The organism is Pseudomonas sp. GW460-12-10-14-TSB1 (assembly GCF_017349775.1).
In the GTDB taxonomy this organism is placed as follows: Bacteria; Pseudomonadota; Gammaproteobacteria; order Pseudomonadales; family Pseudomonadaceae; genus Aquipseudomonas; species Aquipseudomonas piscium.
In genome coordinates, this window is the sequence record NZ_JACNAC010000016.1 from 35,854 (window position 1) to 61,954 (window position 26,101).

General features: G+C 60.2%; 19 protein-coding genes. 10 read left to right on the forward strand and 9 right to left on the reverse strand.

The features are described from left to right. Positions 1–568 precede the first annotated feature (568 nt). From J4D52_RS12480 to J4D52_RS12510, 7 genes are all read left to right on the forward strand, one after another. Complete coding sequence (locus J4D52_RS12480) at positions 569–1,411, forward strand: helix-turn-helix transcriptional regulator (protein WP_025808730.1); 843 nt, start codon at positions 569–571, stop codon at positions 1,409–1,411. Positions 1,412–2,259: 848 nt separating this feature from the next. After that, positions 2,260–3,615, forward strand: coding sequence for an alginate export family protein (locus J4D52_RS12485; protein WP_025808729.1), 1,356 nt, complete (start codon positions 2,260–2,262; stop codon positions 3,613–3,615). Positions 3,616–3,939: 324 nt separating this feature from the next. Then, positions 3,940–5,025 carry a class II histone deacetylase gene (locus J4D52_RS12490; RefSeq protein WP_207272128.1) on the forward strand — a complete coding sequence of 362 codons (1,086 nt, stop codon included), beginning with the start codon at positions 3,940–3,942 and terminating at the stop codon, positions 5,023–5,025. A 286-nt stretch (positions 5,026–5,311) separates the two neighbouring features. Beyond that, the gene (locus J4D52_RS12495; RefSeq protein ID WP_051519232.1) at positions 5,312–6,826 is read left to right on the forward strand and encodes a sodium:solute symporter; all 1,515 of its coding nucleotides are present in this window, start codon (positions 5,312–5,314) and stop codon (positions 6,824–6,826) included. A 319-nt stretch (positions 6,827–7,145) separates the two neighbouring features. Next, positions 7,146–7,364: a hypothetical protein gene (locus tag J4D52_RS12500; RefSeq protein ID WP_155274289.1), complete on the forward strand. Its 219-nt coding sequence runs from the start codon at positions 7,146–7,148 to the stop codon at positions 7,362–7,364. A gap of 83 nt (positions 7,365–7,447) precedes the next feature. Then, a complete protein-coding gene (locus J4D52_RS12505; RefSeq protein WP_053279616.1) occupies positions 7,448–8,554 on the forward strand; it encodes an extracellular solute-binding protein in 1,107 nt (368 codons plus the stop codon). A gap of 355 nt (positions 8,555–8,909) precedes the next feature. Beyond that, positions 8,910–10,622, forward strand: coding sequence for an amidase (locus tag J4D52_RS12510; RefSeq protein WP_025808725.1), 1,713 nt, complete (start codon positions 8,910–8,912; stop codon positions 10,620–10,622). Between the two features lie 180 nt (positions 10,623–10,802). On the opposite strand, the gene J4D52_RS12515 is transcribed toward J4D52_RS12510, so the two are convergent. Genes J4D52_RS12515 through J4D52_RS12530 form a run of 4 tightly spaced genes read right to left on the reverse strand, consistent with a single transcriptional unit; the run spans position 10,803 to position 14,614 of the window. Next, entirely contained in the window at positions 10,803–11,897 is a 1,095-nt protein-coding gene (locus J4D52_RS12515; protein WP_025808724.1) for a polyamine ABC transporter substrate-binding protein, read from the reverse strand. A 47-nt stretch (positions 11,898–11,944) separates the two neighbouring features. Beyond that, positions 11,945–12,286 (reverse strand): cupin domain-containing protein, encoded by a 342-nt coding sequence (locus J4D52_RS12520; protein ID WP_025808723.1) that lies wholly within the window; start codon positions 12,284–12,286, stop codon positions 11,945–11,947. A 54-nt stretch (positions 12,287–12,340) separates the two neighbouring features. Next, complete coding sequence (locus J4D52_RS12525; protein ID WP_025808722.1) at positions 12,341–13,747, reverse strand: FAD-binding oxidoreductase; 1,407 nt, start codon at positions 13,745–13,747, stop codon at positions 12,341–12,343. Positions 13,748–13,798: 51 nt separating this feature from the next. Continuing rightward, positions 13,799–14,614: a nuclear transport factor 2 family protein gene (locus J4D52_RS12530; RefSeq protein ID WP_102676727.1), complete on the reverse strand. Its 816-nt coding sequence runs from the start codon at positions 14,612–14,614 to the stop codon at positions 13,799–13,801. 289 nt (positions 14,615–14,903) lie between these two features. On the opposite strand from J4D52_RS12530, the gene J4D52_RS12535 reads away from it, so the two are divergent. After that, entirely contained in the window at positions 14,904–15,173 is a 270-nt protein-coding gene (locus tag J4D52_RS12535; RefSeq protein WP_025808720.1) for a DUF1652 domain-containing protein, read from the forward strand. Between the two features lie 62 nt (positions 15,174–15,235). Here the strand turns inward: J4D52_RS12535 and J4D52_RS12540 are convergent, their stop codons facing one another. Next, the gene (locus tag J4D52_RS12540; protein WP_102676726.1) at positions 15,236–17,695 is read right to left on the reverse strand and encodes a UvrD-helicase domain-containing protein; all 2,460 of its coding nucleotides are present in this window, start codon (positions 17,693–17,695) and stop codon (positions 15,236–15,238) included. Between the two features lie 293 nt (positions 17,696–17,988). Between J4D52_RS12540 and J4D52_RS12545 the strand changes: the two genes are divergently transcribed. Continuing rightward, a complete protein-coding gene (locus J4D52_RS12545; RefSeq protein WP_025808718.1) occupies positions 17,989–18,684 on the forward strand; it encodes a pirin family protein in 696 nt (231 codons plus the stop codon). Positions 18,685–18,875: 191 nt separating this feature from the next. On the opposite strand, the gene pgm is transcribed toward J4D52_RS12545, so the two are convergent. Both pgm and J4D52_RS12555 read right to left on the reverse strand, forming a co-directional pair. Beyond that, positions 18,876–20,519, reverse strand: coding sequence for a phosphoglucomutase (alpha-D-glucose-1,6-bisphosphate-dependent) (gene pgm / locus J4D52_RS12550; RefSeq protein WP_025808717.1), 1,644 nt, complete (start codon positions 20,517–20,519; stop codon positions 18,876–18,878). 228 nt (positions 20,520–20,747) lie between these two features. Then, the gene (locus J4D52_RS12555; protein WP_009049241.1) at positions 20,748–21,770 is read right to left on the reverse strand and encodes a zinc-dependent alcohol dehydrogenase family protein; all 1,023 of its coding nucleotides are present in this window, start codon (positions 21,768–21,770) and stop codon (positions 20,748–20,750) included. A gap of 269 nt (positions 21,771–22,039) precedes the next feature. Here J4D52_RS12555 and J4D52_RS12560 point away from each other — a divergent pair, with 269 nt between their 5' ends. Further along, positions 22,040–22,954, forward strand: a complete 915-nt coding sequence (locus J4D52_RS12560) for a LysR family transcriptional regulator (protein ID WP_102676725.1) — start codon at positions 22,040–22,042, stop codon at positions 22,952–22,954. Between the two features lie 219 nt (positions 22,955–23,173). Here J4D52_RS12560 and J4D52_RS12565 read toward each other — a convergent pair whose 3' ends face one another. Both J4D52_RS12565 and J4D52_RS12570 read right to left on the reverse strand, forming a co-directional pair. After that, entirely contained in the window at positions 23,174–24,514 is a 1,341-nt protein-coding gene (locus tag J4D52_RS12565; RefSeq protein WP_102676724.1) for an MFS transporter, read from the reverse strand. A gap of 43 nt (positions 24,515–24,557) precedes the next feature. Next, positions 24,558–26,099, reverse strand: coding sequence for a class I adenylate-forming enzyme family protein (locus J4D52_RS12570; RefSeq protein WP_102676723.1), 1,542 nt, complete (start codon positions 26,097–26,099; stop codon positions 24,558–24,560). Positions 26,100–26,101: the final 2 nt, after the last annotated feature.

The following is a 26,101-nucleotide window of genomic DNA, read 5'->3' on the forward strand; positions in this document are numbered from 1 at the left end:
CGACCGACCGAGGTCGTTCTTACATCGGAATTAACGGCACCATGACGTGTGAATGAGTAGCGAACTAATTTTGTAATTACCATCTTCAGGAAAGACAAGAGCAGTTACTTACATGCGAAACCATAGCGCCCTTGTAATTATGTTTTAAATCGCCCCACACCTAGTACGATCAGGCATTGGGGGCAGGACTGAGAGAAAAATAGAAAGTAGACCGGTGGCTGTACATACAACTATCGGGGTAGGTCGTTAACCCATTACCAGTCGGCAACGGAAGAGCCCCTCTACTGACCGCTCACGATAGTCTGACCGGGTGTGGAAAATCGGGACACTCTCCAACTGTTTAGAAAGAGTTGCGATACGTGGAGTAACATTCGGGACAGCCATTCCCACTGTCTTCAACACGCCCTGAAGTGATTTAGGCAGATTCGCGGGGCCCAGGGTGAGCAAGGGCCCCTGCCTGATGGTGCAACTCTGGCGGTCCAGTCCACAAAGGTTCGTGCACAGCTCCTCTGGCGCGTTTTTTGCTTAATTTCTCCCTGCAATCGTTCTCGAACAAGCGGTATTGAACATGGCACTCAATCAGATATTGTCGCTCCAGGAAGTTGTGAACTGGAACATGGTCCTTGCAAGTCTGTTTGACAGACAATTGGAGAATGGCCTTCCGGGATTGCTTTCCGATGCGATGAAACAATTTATCGAACACGATACTTTCATCCTCAAGGCGTATGACCATGGCAGCGATTTGCCGATAATCATTTCTCATGACATCCCAGCACATCGGCATTATCAGTATTTCGAAATTTACTTCGCATCGGCATACAAAGACGACCCGCTGCTGGATAAGCTTCGATATGACGGCACGGGTAGCGTGATTCAAATCAATGCAAGTACTTGCTCGCTGAAAAACTCTGCGTACTACCGAACCTACTATGAGGATCTACACCTCCATGACGAGATAGATATCTTGTTGCCCGTGGCGCCCCGCCAATCCCTGGTGCTATCGATTGGCCGACGTGGCGGTGTTGCCCATGAAGACGAACTGGCAACGTTGAGCAGCGTATATCCGCTGATCGAGTGTTTGCTGAAAAACTTCTGGAAGCAGCGATCGGTAAAGCAAGACGCGCATCTTATGCCACATTCCATCGAAACACGTCTGGCCAGATTCGGTGAGGAGCTGCTGACCGTGCGGGAGCGGGAAATCACTCGATGGATGTTACAAGGCAAGTGCACCAAAGAAATTGCTCGCCTGCTGGAGATCAGTGCACAGACCGTCAAGGTCCATCGTAGAAATATTTATGCCAAGCTGGGAGTCAATACTGAACTGCAACTGTGCAGCCGATTTGCCGCGACGGTACTTCCTTCCCCTTACGAGGGAAACTCCAAACATGTTGCTCAATGGAGCGGGCGCTGACGATCCGATTCTGGTGCCGATAGAGCTACGTGTCACTGTGAGTCAACAACTCAAAGCCCTGCAGTCCGGTCTGGGGGGTAGAGCTCTTCTCTAAACATCGGCGGCAGTTAGTCCTCACCCCAAGTGGCCGTCAGTTGCAAAAGCGTGCAGCAATCGCCATGAGCGAAATCGGTGACGCCGTAAGCGAGTTACGGACTGAGCGATGAAATGGTCTCTGCCCGGGACCTGGACGAAGGACGATGGGTCTGCCCTTTACCAATCTCCGTGCCAGCACTACTGCACAACTACTACGTCGTTTGTTCTGAAAGCACGCGAGAACGCCCGCAGGTGCTGGCGTTCGTACGTCCAGCAAGCGGCCCCGCCAGCCACCCAAGTCAATACTCTCCTCTGGCCTCACCAACCGCGCTACCTTGAAGGGCGGTACCGCCATGTGGTCGAAGTTTCCCAGATACACGCTTTGGAAGTTGCACAGACCACCCAGATGATCAAACCACGGCACTCTCTGCGAGGTGCTCAACACGAGCAGGCTGATCCTGTGCATAAGGGCGTTGTAGATTTTTACTATGTAGATGCCATGGTTATCGAAATAGCCGTCTTCAATCAACTTACTTGAATGCTGTCGTTGAAGGTTTCCCGAATGCCCGACGCAAGCTGATGCTTTTCCAGCAAATTGCCCCAATAGGGGTATGTCTCATGCCAGATCTCTCCAGTAAGGTAATTTAGTGCGACCGCCAATGACGAAACTGCTATTCGCAGATGCTAGGGCTTAAAAAATAGCGTCAACGGTCGCTTCGCACTTCTCATAAAAAGGGTATTGCTACCCATCCAAAAAAAGTTCGGAGAGTGTTATGGGGAACAGCAACAGGCTGTGGCCAAATTTTTTCAAAAACATTAGTGGCGTCACACTTACCGCTATAGCAGTAACACAACTTCCAATAGCGAAAGCCGAATACAACTTTACTTACGGCGACCTGAGTGGCAGCACCAGCGTGTTGGTAGGCGGAGCGGCACTCTCGACAAAAGGAGTTAACTTTGGTCTTGGCCAGATTGATTACCGTAGCGGAGAGAATCACGGAGATCGTGCAGACTGGTTCGAAACATTCATAAAACCAAAACTTGAACTTAAATACGACCTGAATGATTCCGTGAAATTTTTCTCGGGCCTATCATTCATCACAACCCACACCAGTGGCGACGGCGATGCCGGCGGATACACGCGTGGGGGAGATGGCAGGACCAGCTGGGAAGATCTTTATTTAGGCGCCCAATACAAAGATCTGAGTATAAGCGCAGGCCGTCAAAGCTACGTGATAGGCAACGGTTTCATCATCGCGGATGGGCATCTAGGGATGCTCGACGAAGGAACATACTGGGGAGATCCGCGTCGAGCGTTTGAAGACACCATCATCCTTCGTTATGCGGGCAAATCAGCTTTCTCAGCAGAAGCATTTACCGTTACGACCGATAAGCACATGGGTCATCAAAAGCTGTCTGGCATCAACATGGATTACAACTCCACCTACGGCAAGCTGGGTGCGGCGTACATCCATGTGAGCGATACCGACTCAAATTTCCAGCGCACAGCTCCGAAGAACGGAATGAACGTCTACGACTTCAGACTTATGTCAATGAAGTTGCCAGGCATTGATGATCTGACTCTCGACGCTGAATATGCAGTCCAACGTGGAAGCGGTGAAGGCGTCAAGTTCAAAGGGAACGCTTGGTATGCCCAGGCTGCATACACATTCTCTGCTTTGCCCGCGACACCACAGATCACCTACCGCTATGCGGCATTTTCTGGAGACGACGACGCTACCGACGGAAAGCGAGAAAGCTGGGACCCTCTGGCCAAAGGCTACATGGAGCGCGGCGCTTGGGTAATCGGTGACATCACTGGCAACTACTTGCTAAACAACAGCAACGAAGTGGTTGGCATGTGGAAGGCAGCATTCCCTATAACGCCCGAGGTGACCCTGGGCGCCGCGTATTACGACTTCGACCTGGACAAAAGAAATTATTACGGCACTGCTGTAAGCAGCAAAGAGTTTGCAGATGAAGCCGCTATTTTCGCTGACCTCACCCTTACAAAGAACGCCTACATCACTCTCTCGTACAATCAGGTAAAGCCGAAGACGGCGGCCAAAGAAGTGTTTGGAGATAAGGATTTCTCTGCCTTTCAAGTCTACGCCACCTACCTCTTCTGATCACTCAAGCGCCTCATCGAATTCAAGTTCGTGAGGCGCATTGCCTCTAAAAAACCCAAGCAAAGCCTGTATAGGGGAAACACACCCCAGCAGCGTGCGAACCGCTGGGTGACACATTGTGTTGCGCTACCACCCTTTGGCAGGGCGTCCTCCCTACTAATCGGCTGCCAGGCCGCATGCGTCCCCCAATCACTACCCCTATAGCGGCATGGTCTCCCCTACCCCCAGGGCATAAGCTGATGAGGCAAATCAATTGCAACTCTAATAACAGATTTGATGACGAGGTAGAAAATGGGGACTGGGTTCGTTTGGCATGAGCTATTCATGTGGCATTCGACGGGGTGCCATGCCGGAATCTACAAACCAGGGTTGACGATCCAGCCTGGTACTCCATTCGAAGAAGCGGAGACGAAACGACGCTTCAAAAATCTTTTGGATGTCAGTGGCATAACAGACGATTTGTTTCACATTCGCCCCCGAGCGTTACGACGAGATGAACTCGAAATGGTTCATTCGGCTGCCTACCTGGATGAACTTGAGGCAATGTCAAAGGCCGGAGGTGGAGCCTTCAGCGCTAACACGCCCTTTGGTGCAGGTAGCTATGACATAGCGGCACTGTCCGCAGGCGGCGTCATTGAGGCCGTAGATGCAGTGATGCGTGGGGATGTGAAAAACGCCTACGCCCTGGTTCGACCACCAGGGCACCATGCTGTTGCCGATGCAGCGATGGGCTTCTGCCTTTTCGCAAACGGATCTCTTGCCGCTAAACATGCAATCGAAAAGCATGGCCTGGAACGCGTCGCCATCGTGGATTGGGATGTCCACCACGGTAATGGCGCGCAAGACATCTTCTGGGAATCGTCCAAGGTACTGACCATCTCCATTCACCAAAAGGGAAATTACCCCAGTGACAGTGGGTGTGCCGAGGAGCGCGGACTTGGCGCAGGAGCTGGCTACAACCTGAATATCCCCATGCTTCCAGGTTCCGGTCACGGAGCTTATCTGGGAGCGATGGACACACTCATCGTGCCGGCGCTCAGGGAGTTCGACCCACAGCTGATCATCGTCTCCTGCGGCTTCGATGCCGGAGCTTACGACCCCTTGGGTCGAATGTTGCTCCATAGCGATAGCTTCCGAGACTTGACACGAAGAGTGATGGAGGCCGCGGATATTTCATGCAAAGGAAAGTTGGTGATGTGCCACGAGGGTGGCTATGAACAGAACACTGTTCCCTACATGGGGCTTGCAGTTATCGAGACCTTGAGCGGCATCAAAACCGGTATTTCCGACCCCAACCTCAATGACATGAAGGGACTTTTCGGCCAGGAGACACAGAGCTACCAGCGCGAACATCTCATGGAGATAAGGAAGCTACTGCAATGTCCTGCCGAAACAGCACGCCGTAGCTAACACTCGCAAAATATGTAATCGACACATTTCAGTCCATTCAAATAATAAACCTAAGGTCTTGCCATGTCGCAACTTATTGCCGAGCGTGATTCAAACACATCACAACCACTCTTGATAAAACTCATCGTGTTAGCGGACTTTCTTCTGATGCTAGCAGCGCCGTTGCATTGGCACTTCGGAAACGGATCACCAACGCAAGCCCTTACCTACTTCCTGGGATCAAGCTTGTTCGTGACACTGTCTCTTCCGCTGATCGCGGCATGCTCAAAACAAGAGGGTGAATAAAATGCAGATGCTCATTGGCTACGGCGGGGTATTAATTTTCTTCCTGATCATTATTTATGCTCTGGAAAAGAGCCACAAAGCTGATGGATCGGGCAGTTTCAGCGAATACGCAACGGGTGGACGTTCCTTCGGTAGCTTCTACTCAACCATGGCGTTCGTGAACACCTGGCTTCCGGGGACAATTTTCATCTCTTTCGCGGGTTTCGCGGCGTCCTCGGGAATCATCGGATTCTACTACGTCCCCTACTCGCTTCTCGCGGTAGTGCTCATGTTCCTCCTGGCCAAGCCAGTACACATGTGGGGCAAAGCGTTTGACCTACGCACGCAAGCCGACCTTCTCGGCCTGCGCTACAACTCAAAGACCGTGCGGGTGGTCGCCGCGGCGATAGGCATCATCGCGTCCTTCCCCTGGATCGTGCTGGGCATGCAATCTCTGACACTTGTTTTCACGCACTTATCGTTCGGTGCTGTAAGTGCTACCACTGCAGTCTTCATCGGTATCGGCCTGATTGTCGCTCGTCAAATCTGGACCATCCGCTTCGGCGCCCGGGGCGTCATCGTCAGCGACATGATCCAAGGAATCGCAGCCTACCTGATCGGGACACTTATCGCGCTTGGTCTGCTGGTCTGGCTGACCACCAACGGACATGGATTCGGGCAATCCAGTTCCAGCATGTTCACCATTCCAGGCCCTGGTAGCGAGCTCGGGCCTCTGTACCTGTTCTCCTTGATCGTCACTGGCGCTTTGGGTGGATGGTGCTGGCCGGACATCTTCGTCAGGCTCTTTGCTTCTCGTAGCACCAGGACAATCCAGAAGTCAGCAGTTCAGGTCGCACCCATTCTGCTTATATTCGGCACCTCGATCACTCTGCTGGCCTTGAGCGCCTCGACGCTTCCCGGGGTTCAAGAGTCTCCGGACGCCGTATGGTTCATCGCAGCTGAAGTCGGTGGGGTGCTCGTGGTGACGCTGGCCGGCATCTGCGTGGTAGCAGCAACCATGGGTAACGTCGGCGCCAATCTGCAAGCACTCGGCGCACAGACAGCGAATGACATCGTTGGGGTCCTGCAGGAGCGTCGGATTGAGAACCACCGCATTGGACAATTGACCGTAGCAATACTGACCATCCTTGCAGCAGTCTTCGCGGTATCAACCACTAAATCCAGTCACCTGATCACTCTTGCAATGACCTCATACCAGGGCATAGTCCAACTGGCTCCAACCATTTTCCTCGGGATCTTCTGGAAACGTGGAACTGCTGCAGCCGCGGTCTGCTCGATGATCAGCGGATTCGTGTGTGCCGGGGTTCTACAGTGGTACTTTCCGACCTCCCTGCCTCAACTGGAGGGTTTGACCTCTGGAGTGGTTGCTTTAGCTGTGAACTTCGTGGTGTACGTAACCATCACCCTGCTCTTCCCCGCCAATGCTGCAGAGCGCCAGAGGGTGAATGAGCTCTACCTCTTCATTGACGCCCCTCAGACGAAAAGCACCGCCAAGAGCAGCCTGGCTATTTCGTAATAAATCGCCCTGGTCGCCAAGGACGTCGATCAGGACTTTATTACCCCGGGAGCTTATTTCGGACTACTGCATTCCAGGCAGTAGAAAGCTCAAGATACGACGTACATCCGCCCGATGCGAAACCGCATCGAGCGGCTCATCGCTGCACAGGGCGCAGTAGCTGGAGATGACCATACTCATGGTTGAGGAATGCGGCGACGCCAAAGAGCTCACCTACCCCGATAGAGGCATTCCCCCCTCCTGACCTTCCTCCTACCCTACTGACTCGCTCATCACTTTCTTTGGTCGATTTGATGGCAGTTCGGCGAGGGTTTGTGCAATGAAGACCGGTTTTATCCGGCATGAGATTTACATGGGCCTAGCCGTTATTGAGACATTGAGCGAGCAGTCCACTGCTATTACCGATCCCAATCTTGCTGATATGCAGGGTATGACAGGAGAAACGCTGCAACCCCATCAACGCGAATGGATTGCCAATTTGCTGACAGAACTTCAAGACCCCTTGTTGTCAGTTCCGAAAGAAGAGTGCTGTGTATGAACACACTTTCGACATCCAGAAAATACTTATCTAACGCACGTTTGCGTTTAAACATAGTTCCTACAAAGGTTGGATTAAAATTGATCAAGAACAGCCCCCTTCGCTTGCTTGGTAAAGCCCTTTGCGGGCTCGGCCTGCTCAGCTCTCTCGCCCATGCCGAAGATCGCACCTTGCGGGTCTATAACTGGTTCGACTACATAACCCCCAAGGCTCTGGAAGATTTCAAGGCCCAGAACACGCAGACCAAACTGGTCTACGACGTCTACGACACCAACGAAACCCTGGAAGCCAAGCTGCTCACCGGCAACTCCGGTTATGACGTGGTGAACCCGGGCGACATGTTCTTCGCTAAAGAGATCTCGGCGGGCGTGTTCCAGCCACTGGACCGCAGCAAGCTGCCAAACTGGAAACACCTCGATCCCAATCTGATGAAGCTGGTCGAAGACAACGACCCGGGCAATAAATTCGGTGTGCCCTACATGTACGGCACCGTCCTGATAGGTTTCAACCCGGAAAAAGTCAAAGCCGCGCTGGGGGATAACGCACCGGTGGACAGCTGGGACCTGATCTTCAAAGAAGAGAACATCAGCAAGCTCAAGCAGTGCGGCGTGGCCCTGCTCGACTCGCCGTCGGAGATTCTGCCGCTGGCCCTGCGACACCTCGGCCTGGACCCCAACAGCACCAACCCGGCCGACTACACCAAGGCTGAAGAACTGTTGATGAAGGTCCGTCCGTTTATCACCTACTTCCACTCGTCCAAGTACATGGCCGACATCGCCAACGGCGATATCTGTGTCGCAGTCGGTTACTCCGGCAGCTTCTTCCAGGCCAACAACCGTGCCAAGGACGCCAAGAATGGCGTGGTGGTCGACATGCGTCTGCCCAAGGAAGGCGCACCCGTGTGGTTTGACATGCTCTCGATCCCGAAATCAGCGAAAAACCCGGAAGACGCCTACGCCTTCATCAACTACTTGCTGGAACCGAAAGTCATCGCGCCAATCAGCGACTTTGTCGGCTACCCGAACCCGAACAAGGACGCCACTGAACTGGTTGATCCGGCGATCCGCAACAACCCGAACCTGTACCCGACCGAAGCGACCATGAAAACGCTCTACAGCGTGAAACCGCTGCCCCGAGAGGCGGAGCGTGCACGAACCCGGGCCTGGACAAGAATCAAGTCAGGTGTCTGAGTCCGACAAGATGGAGGCTTGGCACAGACTCTATAGCTGTTGCCGAAGCCACAGTTGCTAAAGGGCCCCAGGGGCGCCCGATCAGAGGTTTGGATTAGTTCAGCGACGGTCTGATTCAGACCGTCGCTGTTCGGTCAGGCGCCGACAACGGCGTGCGAATCCTTACATCAATTCCGCCTCCCCTGCTGATTGCTAAATAGAACTCACAGGTTGTAAGTCCCGAACCTGCCGCATAATTCAGTGCAACGAGAACCACTATGAAAGTCCATTTTGAGTTTAGTGATGCCCTTAAGTCCGAGTTCCAGCGTGATGGAAACAATCACCTTTTCAACCATCAGCAGTCGGCGGCAGCAGCATGATCGAGGTCACCGAAGTTTCCATTGCCCAACTGCGCGCTGCACTCGAATCCGGCCAGACAACGGCCGTTGAACTGGTCCAGGCCTATCTCGCCAGGATCGATGCCTACGATGGCCCCGACACCCCCACCGCCCTTAACGCGGTAGTGGTGCGCAACCCCGACGCGCTCAAGGAGGCCCTGGCCTCCGACGCCCGCCGGGCCAAGGGCGAAACCCTGGGTCCGCTCGATGGCATTCCCTACACCGCCAAGGACAGCTATCTGGTCAAGGGCCTCACCGCGGCTTCCGGCAGCCCCGCCTTCGCCAACCTGATCGCCTATCGCGATGCCTTCACCATCGAACGGCTGCGCGCCGCCGGGGCGATCTGCCTGGGCAAGACCAATATGCCGCCGATGGCCAACGGCGGCATGCAGCGCGGGGTCTATGGCCGTGCGGAAAGCCCGTACAACGCCAATTACCTCACCGCGCCCTTCGCCTCGGGTTCGTCCAACGGCGCGGGTACCGCCACCGCCGCCAGCTTCGCCGCCTTCGGCCTGGCGGAAGAAACCTGGTCGAGTGGCCGCGGCCCGGCCTCGAACAATGGCTTGTGTGCCTACACCCCTTCGCGCGGGGTGATTTCGGTGCGAGGCAACTGGCCATTGGTACCGACGATGGACGTTGTCGTACCCTATGCCAGAACCATGGGGGACCTCCTTGAGGTGCTCGACGTGGTGGTGGCCGAAGACCCCGACACACGCGGCGATCTTTGGCGGATGCAGCCCTGGGTACCGATCCCGAGCGTGGCTTCGGTGCGTCCAGCCTCCTATGTGTCGCTGGCGGCGAACAGTGGAGCACTCGTTGGAAAGCGCTTCGGCGTTCCGTGCATGTACATTAACGCCGATCCGCAAGCCGGCACCTCCGAGGCGCCGGGTATTGGTGGGCCAACCGGTCAGCGCATCAACACTCATCCTTCGGTGATCGGCCTTTGGGAACAAGCTCGCCAGGCACTCGAAGCCGCAGGTGCCGAAGTGCTTGATGTCGACTTTCCTCTAGTCTCCAACTACGAGGGTGATCGCCCTGGCGCGTCAAAGGTGTTCAATCGCGGACTAGTGCCTGAAGAGTTCCAGCACCATGAATTGTGGGATCTTTCGGCCTGGGCATTCGATGACTTTCTACGGGCCAACAACGATCCGAAATTGCACCGTCTGGTCGACGTCGACGGGCAGCAGATTTTTCCACACGATCCAGGCACTCTGCCCTGTCAGCAGGGTGCCTTTGCCATTGACATGAGCGAGTACGTGCAGATGGCCGAGCGTGGCATTACCCCTTGGGACCAGATCACCACTCTTGCTGGCGGACTTCGAGGGCTTGAACAAACGCGTCGGATCGACCTTGAAGACTGGATGGATCGGCTTGGGCTCGATGCCGTGCTATTCCCGACAGTTGCCGACGTTGGCCCGGCAAATGCCGACGTCGATCCGCAGTCAGCGGACATCGCCTGGAGCAATGGCATCTGGGTCGCCAACGGCAACCTCGCGATCCGCCACCTGGGCGTGCCCACCGTCACCGTACCGATGGGCGTCATGCCGGACATAGGCATGCCGGTTGGACTGACCTTTGCCGGTCGTGCCTATGACGATTCGACGCTGCTGCGTTTGGCTTCAGCGTTTGAGTCGACGGGTACGAAGCGCATGATCCCGCCTCGCACCCCGCCATTGTCCGCGGACAATTGACAGAAAGGTCGATGCGACGAACGCCCCGGGATGACGCACCTGATCGGCGCGGGCGGCGCTTTTCTTACCGACCATGGGCGTGAGGTTCTGGGGATGGTGCTGGCGGTACGGCTGAAGATAAACCAGTGAAGGCCGCGCTCCCCGCCGGCGGTCGCCAGAGCGGGGAGCGGCGGCAATGCCTCAGCTGCCGGTGCGGATCTTGTTCCACACCCGGGTGCGGATCCGGTCAATATTCAGCGGCATGGCTTCCAGGGCGAACAGCTTGCCCATCATGTCCGGGCTCGGGTAGACCTTGGTGTCGCTCTTGATGGCCGGGTCGACCAGGCTGTCGGCCTGCTCGTTGCCGTTGGCGTAGTGCACATGGTTGGTGATCTCGGCCATCACCTCCGGGCGCAGCAGGTAGTTCATGTAGGCGTACCCGGCCTTTTCGTCCGGCGCGTCGTTGGGCATGGCCACCATGTCGAACCAGATCGGCGCGCCTTCCTTGGGAATCGCGTAGCCGATTTCCACGTCGTTCTTGGCTTCCTTGGCCCGGCTTTCCGCTTGCAGGACGTCGCCGGAGAAACCCACCGCCACGCAGATATCGCCGTTGGCCAGGTCGCCGGTGTACTTGGAGGAATGGAAGTAGCTGACGTAAGGCCGGATCTTCAGCAGCAGCGCTTCGGCCTTCTTGTAGTCCTCGGGGTTCTTGCTGTGGTGCGGCAGGCCCAGGTAATTCAGCGCCGCCGGCAGCAGCTCGGGGCCGTTGTCGAGGATCGCCACCCCGCACTTCTGCAGCTTCTGCATGTATTCGGGCTTGAAGATCAGGTCCCAGGAGTCCACCGGCGCATTGTCTCCCAGCACCGCCTTGACCTTGGCGACGTTGTAGCCGATCCCGGTGCTGCCCCACAGGTACGGGAAGCCGTGCTCGTTGCCCGGGTCGTTGGTCTGCAAGGCCTTGAGCAGCACCGGATTGAGGTTCTTCCAGTTCGGCAACTGGCTCTTGTCGAGTTTCTTCAGCGCCCCGCCCTCGATCTGCCGGGCCATGAAGTGGTTGGAGGGAAACACCACGTCATAACCGGAGCGGCCGGTCATCAGCTTGCCGTCCAGGGTCTCGTTGCTGTCGTAGACGTCGTAGCTGAAGCCGATGCCGGTTTCCTTCTGGAAGTTCTTCAGGGTGTCCGGGGCGATGTAGCTCGACCAGTTGTAGATCTTCACGGTCTCGGCCGCCTGGCTGAATGAAGCCACCAGCAGCAACGGCGCGCACAGCGATAAAGCCGGGTTTCTACGGATCATGGGGCGATTCCTGTGTGGGTTGTTTTTATTGGCAGGCAATCAAAGGATCAGAAAATCAACACATAGGTCTTGCGCACGGTTTCCTGGATGTCCCAGGTCCCGGTGCTGTTGGCCGGCAACATCAGTGCATCGCCGGCTTCTATCAGCAGGGGTTCGCCATTGTCCGGGGTGAAGGTGCAACGCCCCTGGATGAAATGGCAGAACTCCTGGGCGACGATCTGCCGCCGCCAGCGCCCGGGCGTGCACTCCCAGATGCCGGTTTCGACGCCGTCGTTGCGCTCGACGCAGGTCACCGAAGTCACGGCGACCGGGTTGCCCAGGGGTACGGCCACCGGGGCCGATTGCTCCAGGGTGACGTGGGCGGTGTTCTTGAACTGAGTGATGCTCATGGCGCTACCTGTCGATGGAAAATCCGCTGTGAAAACCGCTGTGAAAAAACAGCCTCAATGCATCAGGCCTTCCATGAACCCCGCCACCCGGCTGGCCAGCCGGCGGCGCCAGGGCGGCGTGGCCGGGTTGGCCAGGGTCTGGTCTTCATGGACGAAGCTGCGAATGATCGCGTTGTAACCCAGCCAGCGGCACGGCTCCGGCTCCCAGGCGCGCAAGGCGTCGAGGCCGCCCTCGGGGATCACCCAGGGCTGGCGGGTCAGCTCGCTGTCGCGCTCGAGGATCAGATCGGCCAGGGTCCGCCCGCCCAGGTTGCTGGCGCCCACGCCTTCGCCGCCGTAGCCGCCGGACAAGGCGATACCGTGCCGAGGGTCGCAAAGCATGTGCGGCCGGAAGTGCCGGGACATGCCCAGGTTGCCGCCCCAGGAGTGAGTGATTCGCACATTTTTCAGCTGCGGGAAAAGTTCGCTGAACAGGTAGCGCCGCAGCTCGACTTCACTGCGGGTCAGGTCGAAGTCGTGACGCAGCTTGCCCGCGAACTGGTAGCCGCCGCGGGCGCCGAACACCAGGCGGTTATCCGCGGTACGCTGGCCGTAGGTGACCTGGCGGCTGCTTTCGCTGAACGCCTGGCCCTGGCTCAGGCCGATCTCGTCCCAGGTCGCGGCCGGCAAGGGCTCGGTGGCCACCAGCAGGCTTTGCACCGGCAGCTGGTAACGGCCCAGGGGCGGCAAGGTCACCGAATAGCCCTCCACCGCCGGCACTATCCAGCGGCAACGCACGCTGGCCCTGGCGGTTTGCAGGCTGCCGGACTGCCAGTGGCTGACCGGGCTGTTTTCGTAGATGCGCACGCCCAGGCGCTCCACGGCGCGCGCCAGGCCACGCACCAGCTTCGCCGGCTGGATAGTCGCGCAATGGGGCGCGTAGATGCCGCCGTAGGCCTTGGCCACGCGGATCTGCCGGGCCAGTTGCTCGGGGCTCAGCCAGCGGTAGTCGCGCTCGTCGAGGCCCTGGCGGTAGAGCTTGTCCAGGTAGCGGCGCTGGGTGATTTCCTGCTCGGGGTAACGCGCGGCGCAGTACAGCACCCCGCCCTTGCGGTAATCGCAGTCGATGCCTTCACGTTCAAGGACGCTGGCCACTTCATCGGGAATGCCGTGCAGCAGGTCGAAGGAGGCGCGGCGCTGCTGCGCGCTGAGCCCGGCCAGCAGCCGGTCCTCCCCCAGCAGGTTGCCCATCAGCCAGCCGCCGTTGCGCCCGGAAGCGCCGAAGCCGGCGGTCTGCGCCTCGACGATGGCGATGTTCAGGGTCGGCGCCAGGCGCTTGAGGTAATAGGCGGTCCACAGACCGGTATAACCGGCGCCGATGATCGCCACGTCGACATCCAGGTCCTGCTCCAGCGACGGCCGGGCCAGCAGCGGCTCGTCGAGCTGATCCATCCACAAACTGATGTTGCGCCACGCTGGCATATACGGACTCCGCCACCCGAACTTCGAATGCGGCGATCCTAGTGCCTCGGCTCAGGGGCTGTCTTGCGCGCGTGCACGCAAAGAAATTTGCTTGGCATAAGCCTTGGGCGACAGGCCGGTGTGCTGGCGAAAACAGCTGTAGAACGCCGACAGCGAGTTGAAGCCGGCGGCGAACGCCAGCTCGTCGATGCGCACTGGCGGCGCGGCCCTGTCCAGCGCCGCCAGCAGATGCTGCAGGCGCGCCTGGTTCACATAGCGGTAGAAACTCTGCCCCAGCACCTGGTTGAGCAGGTAGGAGATCTGGTTGCGGCTGTAGCCGCACTCCTTCGCCACTCGCTGCAAATCCAGCTCCGGGTCGAGGTACGGCTGCTGGCGCTCGAAGTAGTGTTGCAGATCCTCGGCCATGAAGCTCAGTTGGCGCGGCGACAGGCCCAGGCGGCTGACCGCCGGCCGCGCGCCGCCACCGGCCTGGCTCGGCGCCGCCTCGCGCACCAGCGAGGCGTATTCGTTGACACGCCAGATCAGGCCGTCGCGCACCGTGATCGCCTCGCTGGCGCGAAACGACACCAGGCCCTGTCCGCCGCGCAGGGTCACCTGGTATTGAATGAACGCGGTATTGCCATCCAGGCGGATGCGGTCGCTGTGCTCCAGCGCTTCGTCGGGCGCGCGCGGCATGCTGTTGCGCACGTACTCGCGCAGCTCGTCCAGGCCCAGGGTGCGGTTCTGGAAAAAGTCGTTGTACTGGATTTCCGGGTGATACAGCGCCATGACGCCATCGAGGTCGCGGTGCTTCCAGCACAGGTGATAGCGCAGCACGGTCTCGCCGGTGGCCTGGGTTTGCGCCGGGCCATCATCAGGGGCAGACATAAGGGGCAGATATAAGGGCTCAGGGGGACGGAAAGGCGCAGCTTGCCGAAGTTCGTCCGGCGCTTCAATGGCCAATGCATGGCCCCTGGATACTGGCGTTTTGCCAAAACCGCTAGCGGAAATGACCTGCATCAAAAAAGTGCAGGGCAATCGCCAAACGGCCTGAAAAAAAACCTTGAATGTCATGACCCGGTGCTATTTTTAAAAGTTCCACAGGTTGGTCCAGTGACGGCCCTTCCGTACCTACCGCGAGCACAAGGAAGCGCTCAATGAACAAGGTGGGCAATTCATGAATAGTGTCTCCGCCAGCAAAGTCACCTTTCCCAACGCCTGCCAGCTGATGCGCTGGCATTTTCACCCCATGGGCTTCGAGGCCAGCATGGATGCACCCGGCAGCATGATCGCCCGGCTCTTCGATCGTGCCAGCGGCGAGACCATGATCGCCATTGCCGGCATCCCCTGCGCCACCGTGATGAACGCCGCCGATGTCGAACGAATAATCGAGGCGGTGGAAGACGAGCTGGAGGCCTTCATGCCGCCACTCGCCCTGAAAGCCTAGGGCTGCTCTCTTTTCTTGACCCGCCCCAGGTTGTTCTCAAGCCCGCCGTTGCGCGGGCTTTTTCATGCCCGCAGGTCGGCGAAGAACGGCTTGCCCTGGGGAATCCGGTCCGACGCCTTGGGCGCATTGGCCGCCTGAGTGTCCGGGCTGTCCACATACCAGTAGCAATGTTTCACCGCCCGAGTGATGCCGACATAGGCCAGGCGCAGGGTCTCGTCCTTCTGCGCATTGTCGTAGGGCTCGCTGTCGCCATCCTTGCCCAGCCCGGCCATGCGATAGACCTGGTTCTTGTAGGGCGAACTGGTCAAGTGTTGGCAATCGCCGAGCAGGAACACTGCATCCGCCTGCAAGCCCTTGGAGCTGTGGTAGGTCAGTTGCTTGAGGCGGCGCTCCTCGACTGGCAACCTAGAATCAACATTAACTATTGGTAAAATATGCTCTTCAATCAATAATTTATCGCTACTTTTTCGAAACAACATCAAGATAGAATCGCCGTTGCGATAGTGCTCCGCCAGCCGCGCCGCCAGCCCCTGGTCGTCGCGGTCCAGCACATTCACCGGCAGCACTTCCTTGGGTTCGCCGCTGGCCTTGGCCTTCTTCCCGGCTATCGCCGGTGCCGCGCGGACGATATGTTCCGCCGCGTCGATGATGTGCTGATGGCTGCGATAGTTCTCGCTGAGCATCACCCGGCTGGTGGCCGGCGATGGGAATTCCTTGTTGAACTCCATGAAGTACTTCGGCGAACTGCCGCGCCAGCCGTAGATCGACTGCCAGTCGTCCCCCACGCAGAGCAACGACGAGCGCTGCGCCCCACGGCCGACATGCATCGCCGGCCCGCGACTGCGGATCTCGCGCAGGCTGGCGCGAATCCACGAGACGATCTGCGGCGAGACGTCCTGGAATTCGTCGATCATCAGGTGCGACATCGGCCGCAACCGCTCATCGCTGAGCAGCTTGAAGTTCTCCGGGGTGTTCTCGCCGAACAGCGAGAACATGCGGTTGTAGCTCATGATCGGCGGCGACTGGTCGAGCAGATGGTCGTCCAGCGCCCGCCAGAACAGGCTCAGGGCCTCGAAGAAAAAGCGATCCGGGTCGTCCCGGGCAAACACCATCTGGCCCACGGCCACCGACACATCCAGTCCGAGGTTCTCGATAAACCCGGCCGCGGCGACAAAACAGTCCAGCAGCGGCGCCGACGCCAGCTCGCCCTTGACCTTGTAATCGAAGCCCGGCCCAGCGCTGGCATCCCCGGCCAGGGACGACAGGACGCGCTTTGCCGACTCGTAACTATCCAGCCAAATCACTGGCTTACGGCAGAAAGCTTGAAACAGGGTGCGCTTTACTGCCCATTCGGCACGCACCGAAAGCTTCGACCCGGGACGACTCAGCTGCGGGTTTTCCCGAGGGTCGAACCCCAGCACCACCCAGGCATCCAGCTCGGCGACATAGCCATGGCAATGGAACTGCGAACCGTTGATCTCCACCGTCTGCCGGTTCGGCTCGATGCCCTTGATCGGCCAGGCCCCGGCGCGAAACCACAGGTCTTCCAGGGTGTCGCACAGCTCTTCGTCGCGCTTGGCGGCCAGTTCGGTCACGGCCATGCGCTTCTGCACGTCCGGGTGATCGCGCTCCAGCTCCTTGAGTTGCAGGGCGTGACGCAACAGCGGCTTGATCGCCTCGCGGAAACGCCCGTCACGCCGGTGCAAGGCGTGGTAACAGGCATTCAGGTGCTTGCGCTGGGCGTCGTTGATCCGCAGGTCGAAGGGATTGCTGTCGACCTCCAGATCCCCCGCCGCCGGGCGATCGCTGAGGTTCTCGAACGCCTGCAGGCGCTCGAAGCCCGGCAGGCTGCGAACCATCGGCAGGATGCGCGAGTGGAAGGTGCGCACTAGTTCCCGCGCCTCCTTGAGGCCAAGGGGCCGGCCCCAGAGCGCGAACACCTCCATCAGTTTGTTGATGAAGTCCTTGCGCGACTCGCGGGTGAAGGTCACCACGGTCATCGAGTCGAGTTCGAAGCCCAGGTAATGATTGAGCAGCAGGATGCGCAGGACCAGGGAGGTCGACTTGCCCGCCCCAGCGCCGGCAATCACCGAGGTCGACGGGGTTTCGCTGAAGATCATCTTCCATTGCGCGCTGCTGGGCTGGGCATGGGCCGGCAGCAGGCGGCCAACGTCGGCCTTGATGCGCTTCTTCAGCTCGGCGCTCAGCGGCAGGCGCCAGTCATCGAACAGATAGTCGTCTACCCCGGGGGCCGGATGCTCGGTGGAGCGGCTGTCGCGAATCAGCAGTACCTGGCGGCCCTGCTCCAGGCCTTCGGCCTTGCCCTCCTGGTAACCGTACTCCACCCCGGCGGTGTGCCCGCTGCGAAAGCCGTCCGCCTGGCCGTGCAACCAGGACGCGCGATGCTGGGCGCGCAGGCGACTGAGGCCGTGACCGAAGAACCTGGCCGCCAAGCGCTTGAGCAGCGGCATTTCGGCCAGGGGCAAGAGTTCGGGAGGAAGATCGGGGCTGTGTTGCGGCACGCTGACTCCAGGTATGAGGCGGTATGGACGGCATGGGAACAAAGGCGCCTATGGTCGCCTCATTCGCCGCTGACTTCTAGTGAAATGCTTACAGCTCATTCACTTAAGTCATGAATTGAATGTTTGAAAGTAGAAGAAAGGCTACAAAATATATCTACTTATTAGATCGGATCGCGGCATTTTTTGCGCTTTTTATCGATGTTTGGCTGATGGATGATGAGCACCATCAACCCACCGGTCTCGTTCTATGGCTCAACCAAGGCGCCCATGACGAACCCTGACAGGAGAGGATCATGCTTGAACTCAGACCCTTCAAATCCCTGGGCGGCGCCCATCACGGCTGGTTGGATGCCCACCACCACTTTTCGTTCGCCGAGTACCACGACCCCAAACGCATGAACTGGGGCAACCTGCGCGTGTGGAACGACGACGTGATCGCCCCCGGCACCGGTTTCCCGCAGCACCCGCACCGGGACATGGAGATCATCACCTACGTTCGTGAAGGCGCGATCACCCACCAGGACAACCTGGGCAACAAGGGCCGCACCGAGGCTGGCGACGTGCAGGTGATGAGCGCAGGTACCGGGATCGCCCACAGCGAATACAACCTGGAAGCCGGCGCAACCAAGATCTTCCAGATCTGGATCATCCCCAACGAGGCCGGCTCCGCGCCGTCCTGGGGCGCCAAGCCGTTCCCCAAAGGCCAGCGCGAGGGTTTCGTGACCCTGGCCAGCGGCAAGCAAGGCGATGACCAGAGCCTGCGGATCCGCGCCGACGCGCGGCTGGTGGCGGCCAACCTGAAGGCCGGCGAGTCCGCCGAGTACTCGCTGGACAACGGGCGCCGGGCTTACCTGGTGCCGGCTACCGGGGTGATTGAAGTCAACGGCTTGCGCGCCGAAGCTCGAGACGGTGTCGCGGTCGAGGATGAACGCCTGCTGCGGGTCACCGCCCTCGAGGACAGCGAAATCGTCCTGGTGGACCTGGCTTGAGAATCAGCTTCTGTAGGAGCGAAGCTTGCTCGCGATGGGCTGCAAAGCAGCCCTTTACGTTCTAGCTGAAGATAGTTGTCGCCCAAACGGAAGCCATCGCGGGCAAGCCTCGCTCCTACAAGACACAGCAGCAATAAAAAGGGGCGACCGCTTGGTCGCCCCTTTTTTGTCTGCCGCGAAACGCCACTGGATCAGCCGCTGATCGCGCCGTCCACCAGAGTCTGCGCTTCCTGCACCAGCTGCTTCAGGTGATCGTCACCGATAAAGCTCTCGGCGTAGATCTTGTAGATGTCTTCGGTGCCCGATGGACGCGCCGCGAACCAGCCGTTCTCGGTCATGACCTTGAGGCCGCCGATCGCCTGATCGTTGCCCGGTGCATGGCTGAGGATCTGCTGGATGCTTTCGCCGGCCAGTTGGGTCGAGGTCACCTGCTCCGGCGACAGCTTGCTCAACAGTGCCTTCTGCTGCGGGTTGGCCTTGGCATCGACACGCACCGAGAACGGCTCGCCCAGGTCGTCGCACAAGGCGCGGTAGGCCTGGCTCGGGTCGCGACCAGTACGGGCGGTCATTTCCGCGGCCAGCAAGGCCGGAATCAGGCCGTCTTTGTCGGTGCTCCAGACGCCGCCGTCCTTGCGCAGGAACGAGGCGCCAGCGCTCTCTTCGCCGCCAAAACCGAGAGAGCCATCGAACAGACCGTCAGCGAACCATTTGAAGCCCACTGGCACTTCGTACAGGCGACGGCCCAGGCGCGCGGCCACGCGGTCGATCAGGCCACTGCTGACCACGGTCTTGCCCACGGCCGCGTCGGCACGCCAGTGCGGGCGGTTCTGGAACAGGTAGTCGATGGACACCGCCAGGTAATTGTTCGGCGCCAGCAGGCCGCCAGTCGGGGTCACGATACCGTGGCGGTCGTGGTCCGGGTCGCAGCCAAAGGCCACGTCGAAACGATTCTTCAGGCCGATCAGGCCCTGCATCGCATAGCTGGACGACGGGTCCATGCGGATCTGGCCATCCCAGTCGACGGACATGAAACGGAAAGTCGCATCGACTTCCTTGTTGACCACTTCCAGGTCCAGGCGATAGTGCTCGGCAATCGCCGACCAGTAGCGCACCCCTGCTCCGCCCAGCGGATCGACGCCCAGGCGCAGCTTGGCGTTGCGGATGGCGTCCAGGTCGATGACGTTGATCAGGTCGGCGACGTAGCTGTTGACGTAGTCATGACGATGGGTGGTATCGGCTTTCAGCGCCTGCTCGTAGCTGATGCGTTTCACACCGGCCAGCTTGTTGGCCAGCAGCTCGTTGGCCTTGGCTTCGATCCACTTGGTGATGTGGGTGTCGGCCGGGCCGCCGTTGGTGGGGTTGTACTTGTAGCCGCCGCTTTGTGGCGGGTTGTGCGACGGGGTGATCACGATGCCGTCGGCCAGGCCGCTGGTACGGCCGCGGTTGTAGCAGAGAATCGCATGGGACACCGCCGGCGTCGGGGTGTACTCATCGCCCGCGGCGATCATCACGGTCACGCCGTTGGCGGCCAGCACTTCCAGGGCGCTGGCGCCGGCCGGGGTGGACAGCGCATGGGTATCGATGCCGACAAACAGCGGGCCATCGATGCCCTGGGACTGGCGATACAGGCAGATCGCCTGGCTGATGGCCAGGACGTGCCATTCGTTGAAACTCAGATCGAACGAGCTGCCACGATGCCCCGAGGTGCCGAAGGCGACCCGCTGGGTAGAGATGGCGGCATCGGGCTGGCCGGTGTAGTAGGCCGTTACCAGTCGCGGAAGATCGACCAGCAATTCTGTCGGTGCCGGTTTGCCCGCAAAAGGACTGAGTGTCATGCAAAACCTCGGGAAATGGATGGTTCGGTGAGTGCTGCGCAGTTTACTGGCAGTTTGACCGCAACGCGACGGGATCTATCCGTGCAGGTTTGCACAATGAGCAGGCGCAACATAGGCCATTGCCGGCAGCTGCGCGCAGGCCTCTCGGGATCGAGGCAGGAACAAGGAAAGGAGTGACCGCGAAGACAGAAACGCCAGAGTGCGCGATGGCGAACCCTGGCGTCAGGATCAGGCCGGTTCGACCTGCAGTGCGACCCGTTCGCGACAAGGACACTCGTCCATGTAGCGGTGGGCTTCGACGAACTCGTTGAACGGGAAGACCCGGGTCTTCAGCGGCAACAGCACACGATCCGCCGTCAGCTGGTTGATGTCGCGCAAGGCGCGCTGCAAGGCCACCTGGTCCTGGATGATGCCCAGTTCGGGCTTGCCGGTGAAGTTGCCGATGCAGTGCACGAAGAACTGGATGTTCTTCTGGAACGCCGCGCAGGCCGGGAACGGCGTCTGGTTACCGCCTTGCAGGCCGTACAGCACCAGGCTGCCGCGTGGCGCCAGGACGTCGCCGAGCATCGACATCTGCGGACCGCCGAGACCATCGAACACCACGTCGACGCCACGGTTGTCGGTGTACTTGTTGATCTGCATGAGCAGGTCCTGCTCTTCGGTGACGATGACCTTCTCGGCACCCAGGGACAGCAGGTACTCACGCTCCTCAGCGGTCTTGGTCGCGGCGATCACCCGTACCCCGAGCGCCTTGCCCAGCTGGACAAAGGACGGGCCGGCGCAGTGGCTGGCATCGGTGACCAGGGCGAACTGCCCGGGCTTGACCCGCGCCAGGTCGACATAGGCAAAGTAGGCCACCAGCAGCGGCGTGTAATGCACCGCCGCTTCGATCGGGCTGAGCACATCGGGATAGCGGGTCAGCGCCGAGCGTGGCAGGACAATCAGCTCGCCGTAGACCGGATAATCGTTCGGGCTTTCGGCCGGGAAGCTGGCCACCTTGTCGCCAACGGCCAGGTCGTCGACGCCTTCGCCGACCGCAGTCACCACGCCGGCCATCTCATGGCCAAGGCCGGAAGGCAGGCGGGCATGGGAGGACGCCAGGTTCTGGCGCCAGAGTACGTCGTACCAACTGATGCCGATCGCTTCGACACGCACCTGCACTTCGCCTGGCGCAGGCAGAGCGGCCGCATGCTCTTCGCACTTAAGCACCTCGGCCGGACCAAACTTGTGAAAACGGATCGTGCGGGACATCGCAAACCTCGTCAAAGTAACCTCTAATGCCCTGAACTCTATCTGGGCTTTCTGGCCAAGACCATCAGTGGCTATTAATAGTCGACATGCCTGTCATTGATTCCGCGGCATCTGCAATAACGATAAACAGCGTGCCAGAGCGCAGGCTTCCTTACAGGAAAAAACAATTAGCCGGTGCAGAGTAGCAGCCTTTCCCCGTAAGATTCATGCCGGCCATTGTTCTCATATGGTCGCTCTCGTCAAGTTTGCTGACTCTGCCAGGACTCAAGATGAATCGTAATGACCTGCGTCGTGTCGACCTGAACCTGTTGATCGTGTTCGAAACATTAATGCATGAACGCAGTGTGACCCGGGCGGCGGAGAAACTCTTCCTCGGCCAGCCGGCCATCAGTGCGGCGCTGTCGCGCCTGCGCAGCCTGTTCGACGACCCGCTGTTCGTGCGCACCGGGCGCAGCATGGAGCCCTCGGCCCGGGCGGTGGAAATCTTCGCCCTGCTCTCGCCCGCCCTCGACTCGATCTCCACCGCGGTCAGCCGCGCCGCCGAATTCGACCCGGCGACCAGCACCGCGGTGTTCCGTATCGGCCTGTCCGACGACGTCGAATTCGCCCTGCTGCCGATGCTGCTCAAACGCCTGCGCGCCGAAGCGCCGGGGATCGTGCTGGTGGTGCGCCGCGCCAACTACCTGCTGATGCCCGCCCTGCTGGCCTCCGGCGAGATTTCCATCGGCGTCAGCTACACCCAGGACCTGCCGGCCAACGCCAAGCGCAAGGTGCTGCGCCGCAGCCTGCCCAAGCTGCTGCGGGCTGACAGCATGCCCGGTTCCCTGAGCCTCGACGACTTCTGCGCCCGCCCCCACGCCCTGGTGTCGTTCGCCGGCGACCTCAGTGGGTTTATCGATGAAGAGCTGGAAAAACTCGGACGCAAGCGTCACGTAGTGCTCGCGGTGCCGCAGTTCAACGGCCTGAGCACCCTGCTCACCGGCACCGACATAGTCGCCACCGTGCCGGACTACACCGCCGAAGCCCTGACCGCCGCCGGCGGCGTGCGCGCCGAAGACCCGCCCCTGCCGGTACGCACCTTCGAACTGCACATGGCCTGGCGCGGCTCCCAGGACAACGACCCGGGCGAACGCTGGTTGCGCTCGCGGATTCAGATGTTCTTCGGCGACCCGGACAGCCTTTGATCCAGAAACCGGATCCTCTGCCATAGGCAAAAGCGGCCAGTCCTGACTGGCCGCTCGCGGGACTTTACTGTTTCCGGGCTGACACCGTGCGTTGCAGCTATGGGCTTGCTCGACCCGCCCGGCACTGCTGCCCACCATTAACCACTACCGATGTCCTTGCCGATAGGCTGCAGCGCGTGGCCTATCGGCACCAGCCAGGGCCGGCGCCGACAGACAGGCTCAAGGTTGCGGATTGACCAGGAGTTGCGCAGCCCCGCTGCCCTGGTGCCGGGCGCCGTGGGTACAGGCGACGAAGTCCTCCCTGCGCAGCACTACCAAGGCCAGCAGCGACGCGACCCCGGTCGCCACATAGAAGTACCAGGGCGCGGTGATGTCGCCAGTGAGCTTGATCAGCCAGGTGGAAATCAGCGGCGCGCTGCCACCGAACACCGCCACCGGGATGTTGTAGGCCACGGCGATGCCGGTGGAGCGGATGCGGGTCGGCAACAGCTCGCTCATCAGGGCGTAGGTCGAGGACGCATAGAGCCCGAACAGGATCGCCACGGCCATCAGCGGCCAGAACAAGGTGGCCGGGGTGGCGTTGGGCGCTGCCTTGAAGAACCAGTACATGGCCAGGGTCGCCAGGGTACCGATCACCATCAGGAACGGCTTGCGCCCGTAGCGATCGGTGAAGGCGCCGCCGAACGGCATGACTACCGCCGCCGAGAGGCTGGCGACGAACACATAGAGCAAGGTGGTGCCGCTGTCGAACTTGAGGGTGTTGGACATGTAGGTCGAGGCGAAGGTCAGCACCAGGTAGAAGATCGAGCTGTGCAGGGTGATGATGAAGAACACCAGGGCGATCGAGCGTTTCCACTGCCAGACCTCGCGCAGCGGTGCCTTGGAGGTCTGCCCGGCCTGCACCAGGGCCAGGAACTCCGGGCTGTCCTCCAGCTTCAAGCGGATATACAGCGAGATGAAGCCCAGGGGACCTGCGATCAGGAACGGGATCCGCCAGCCCCACTCCTGCATCAGCTCGGCGCCAAGAACCCAGGTCATGCCGTTGGCCACGGCGCCGCCCAGGAGCAGGCCGAGCACGGCGGTGACCATCAGCCAGCAGGTGGCGAAACCCCGGCGCCCGGGGCCGGCGTATTCGGAAATGAAGCTGGTGATGGTGCCGATCTCGCCCCCGGCGGAGAAACCCTGCACACAGCGGATCAGCACCAGGATTACCGGCGCAGCGATGCCGATGCTGGCGTAGGTCGGCAACAGGCCCAGCAGGCAGGTGGAGCCGGCCATCATCACCAGCACCGTGATCAGGGTCTTGCGTCGGCCGATCTTGTCGGCCAGGGGGCCGAAGAACAGGCCGCCCAGGGGCCGGATGAAGAAGCTCAGGGCAAAGGCCGCGAAGCTCGCCAGAAGGCTGCTGGTGGGATCGTCAGAGACGAAGAAGGCCTTGCCGATGTACAGGGCCAGGAAGCCGTAGACGCCATAGTCGTACCACTCGATCAAGTGGCCGGAAGTGGCGCCGATGAAGGCTCGGCGCCGCTGGCGCTGGAAGTTTGAAGGTGACACATCCATGTCGGGGACTCCTGTCGTCGTGTTATCCATGAAATGCAGCGCTTCAGAGGTCGTTCAAGGGCCCCGTGGGGTCCTGCAACCACTGGCGCAACCGGGTCTTGAGAATCTTGCCATAGCTGTTTTTCGGCAGCTCGGCGCAAAACAGGTACTTCTTCGGTTTCTTGAACGAGGCCATGCGCGCCAGGAACCAGCGCTCGAGCGCTTGCGCATCGAGGCTGCCGGGCGAGCGCAGGACCACGAAGGCCACCACCGACTCGCCCCAATGCGGGTCGGCCTCCCCCACCACGCATACTTCGAACACTTCGGGGTGCCGGATCAGCACTTCCTCGACTTCCCGCGGGTAGATATTGCTGCCGCCGGAGATGATCACATCCTTGCTGCGATCGGTCAGGGTCAGGTAGCCGCGCTCATTCAGGAAACCGATGTCGCCGGTGAGCAGCCAGCCGTCCACCAGGGCCTCCTGGGTAGCTTGCGGATTGTCCCAGTAACCCTGCATCACCGCAGCCCCGCGCACGGCGATCACCCCAGGTTCGCCAGAGGCCAGGGGTTGGCCTGCGGCATTCACCACGCGCACCTCGACGCAGGCGTGGGCGCGCCCGACCGAGGCGGCAATGGCCGGCCAGTCGGCATGCCCGCGGTCGGCGATGGCCTCCCGGGACAGGGCGCTGATGGTCATCGGGCATTCGCCCTGGCCGTAGATCTGCACCAGGCGCGGGCCGAAGGTGTCCAGGGCCTGGGCAAGGTCCGCCAGGTACATCGGGCCGCCGCCGTAGACGATGGTCTTGATCCCTTCGCCGCAATAGCCCTGCTGCCGGGCCTGCTCCACCATGCGCTTGACCATGGTCGGCGCGGCAAACAGGCTGACCTGGCCCAGCTCCTGCGCCAGCTCGAACAACTCCGCCGCCTGGAACCCCTGGGACGCCGGCACCACGTGCCGGGCGCCACATCGCACATGGATGAAATTGTAGAGGCCGGCGCCGTGAGACATCGGCGCGGCATAGACCACCGCGTCATCAGCGGCCACCGGATCCACGTCCAGCGGATAGCACAAGGACATGGCGATCAGGTTGCCATGGGACAGCATCACGCCCTTGGGGCGCCCGGTGGTGCCGGAGGTGTAGAACAGCCAGGCCAGGTCGGCGTCCTCCCGCAGGTGCGGCTCCACCAGTTCATCGCCCGGCACCCGGTCTTGCACGGCCAGCCCGGGCGCGGCCAATTCGCGGCAGCCGGCCGGCAGGGCCGCGGCGTCGAAGCTCTGGCCCTCATCGGTGTAGATCAGCCGGGCCCCGGCATTGCCGGCGATCCAGGCGGCTTCCAGGGCGTGCAGCTTGTTGTTGATCGGAACCGCCACCGCCCCGCTCCACCAGATGGCATACAAGAGTTCGAGATAACCGCAGCTGTTCTTCATCAGCAGCGCCACCCGGTCGCCAGGGGCAACGCCGTACGCGTGGCGCAGTTGCAGGGCGCGGGCCCGGGCCTGCGCGGCAAACGCCTGGTAGTCGGCGACCTGGCGGCGTCCCTCGGACAAAGCAGCCCGCCGAGGCCAGCGCTGGGCCGCATCGCGCAGCCAGTGGGCGATGTTCATCC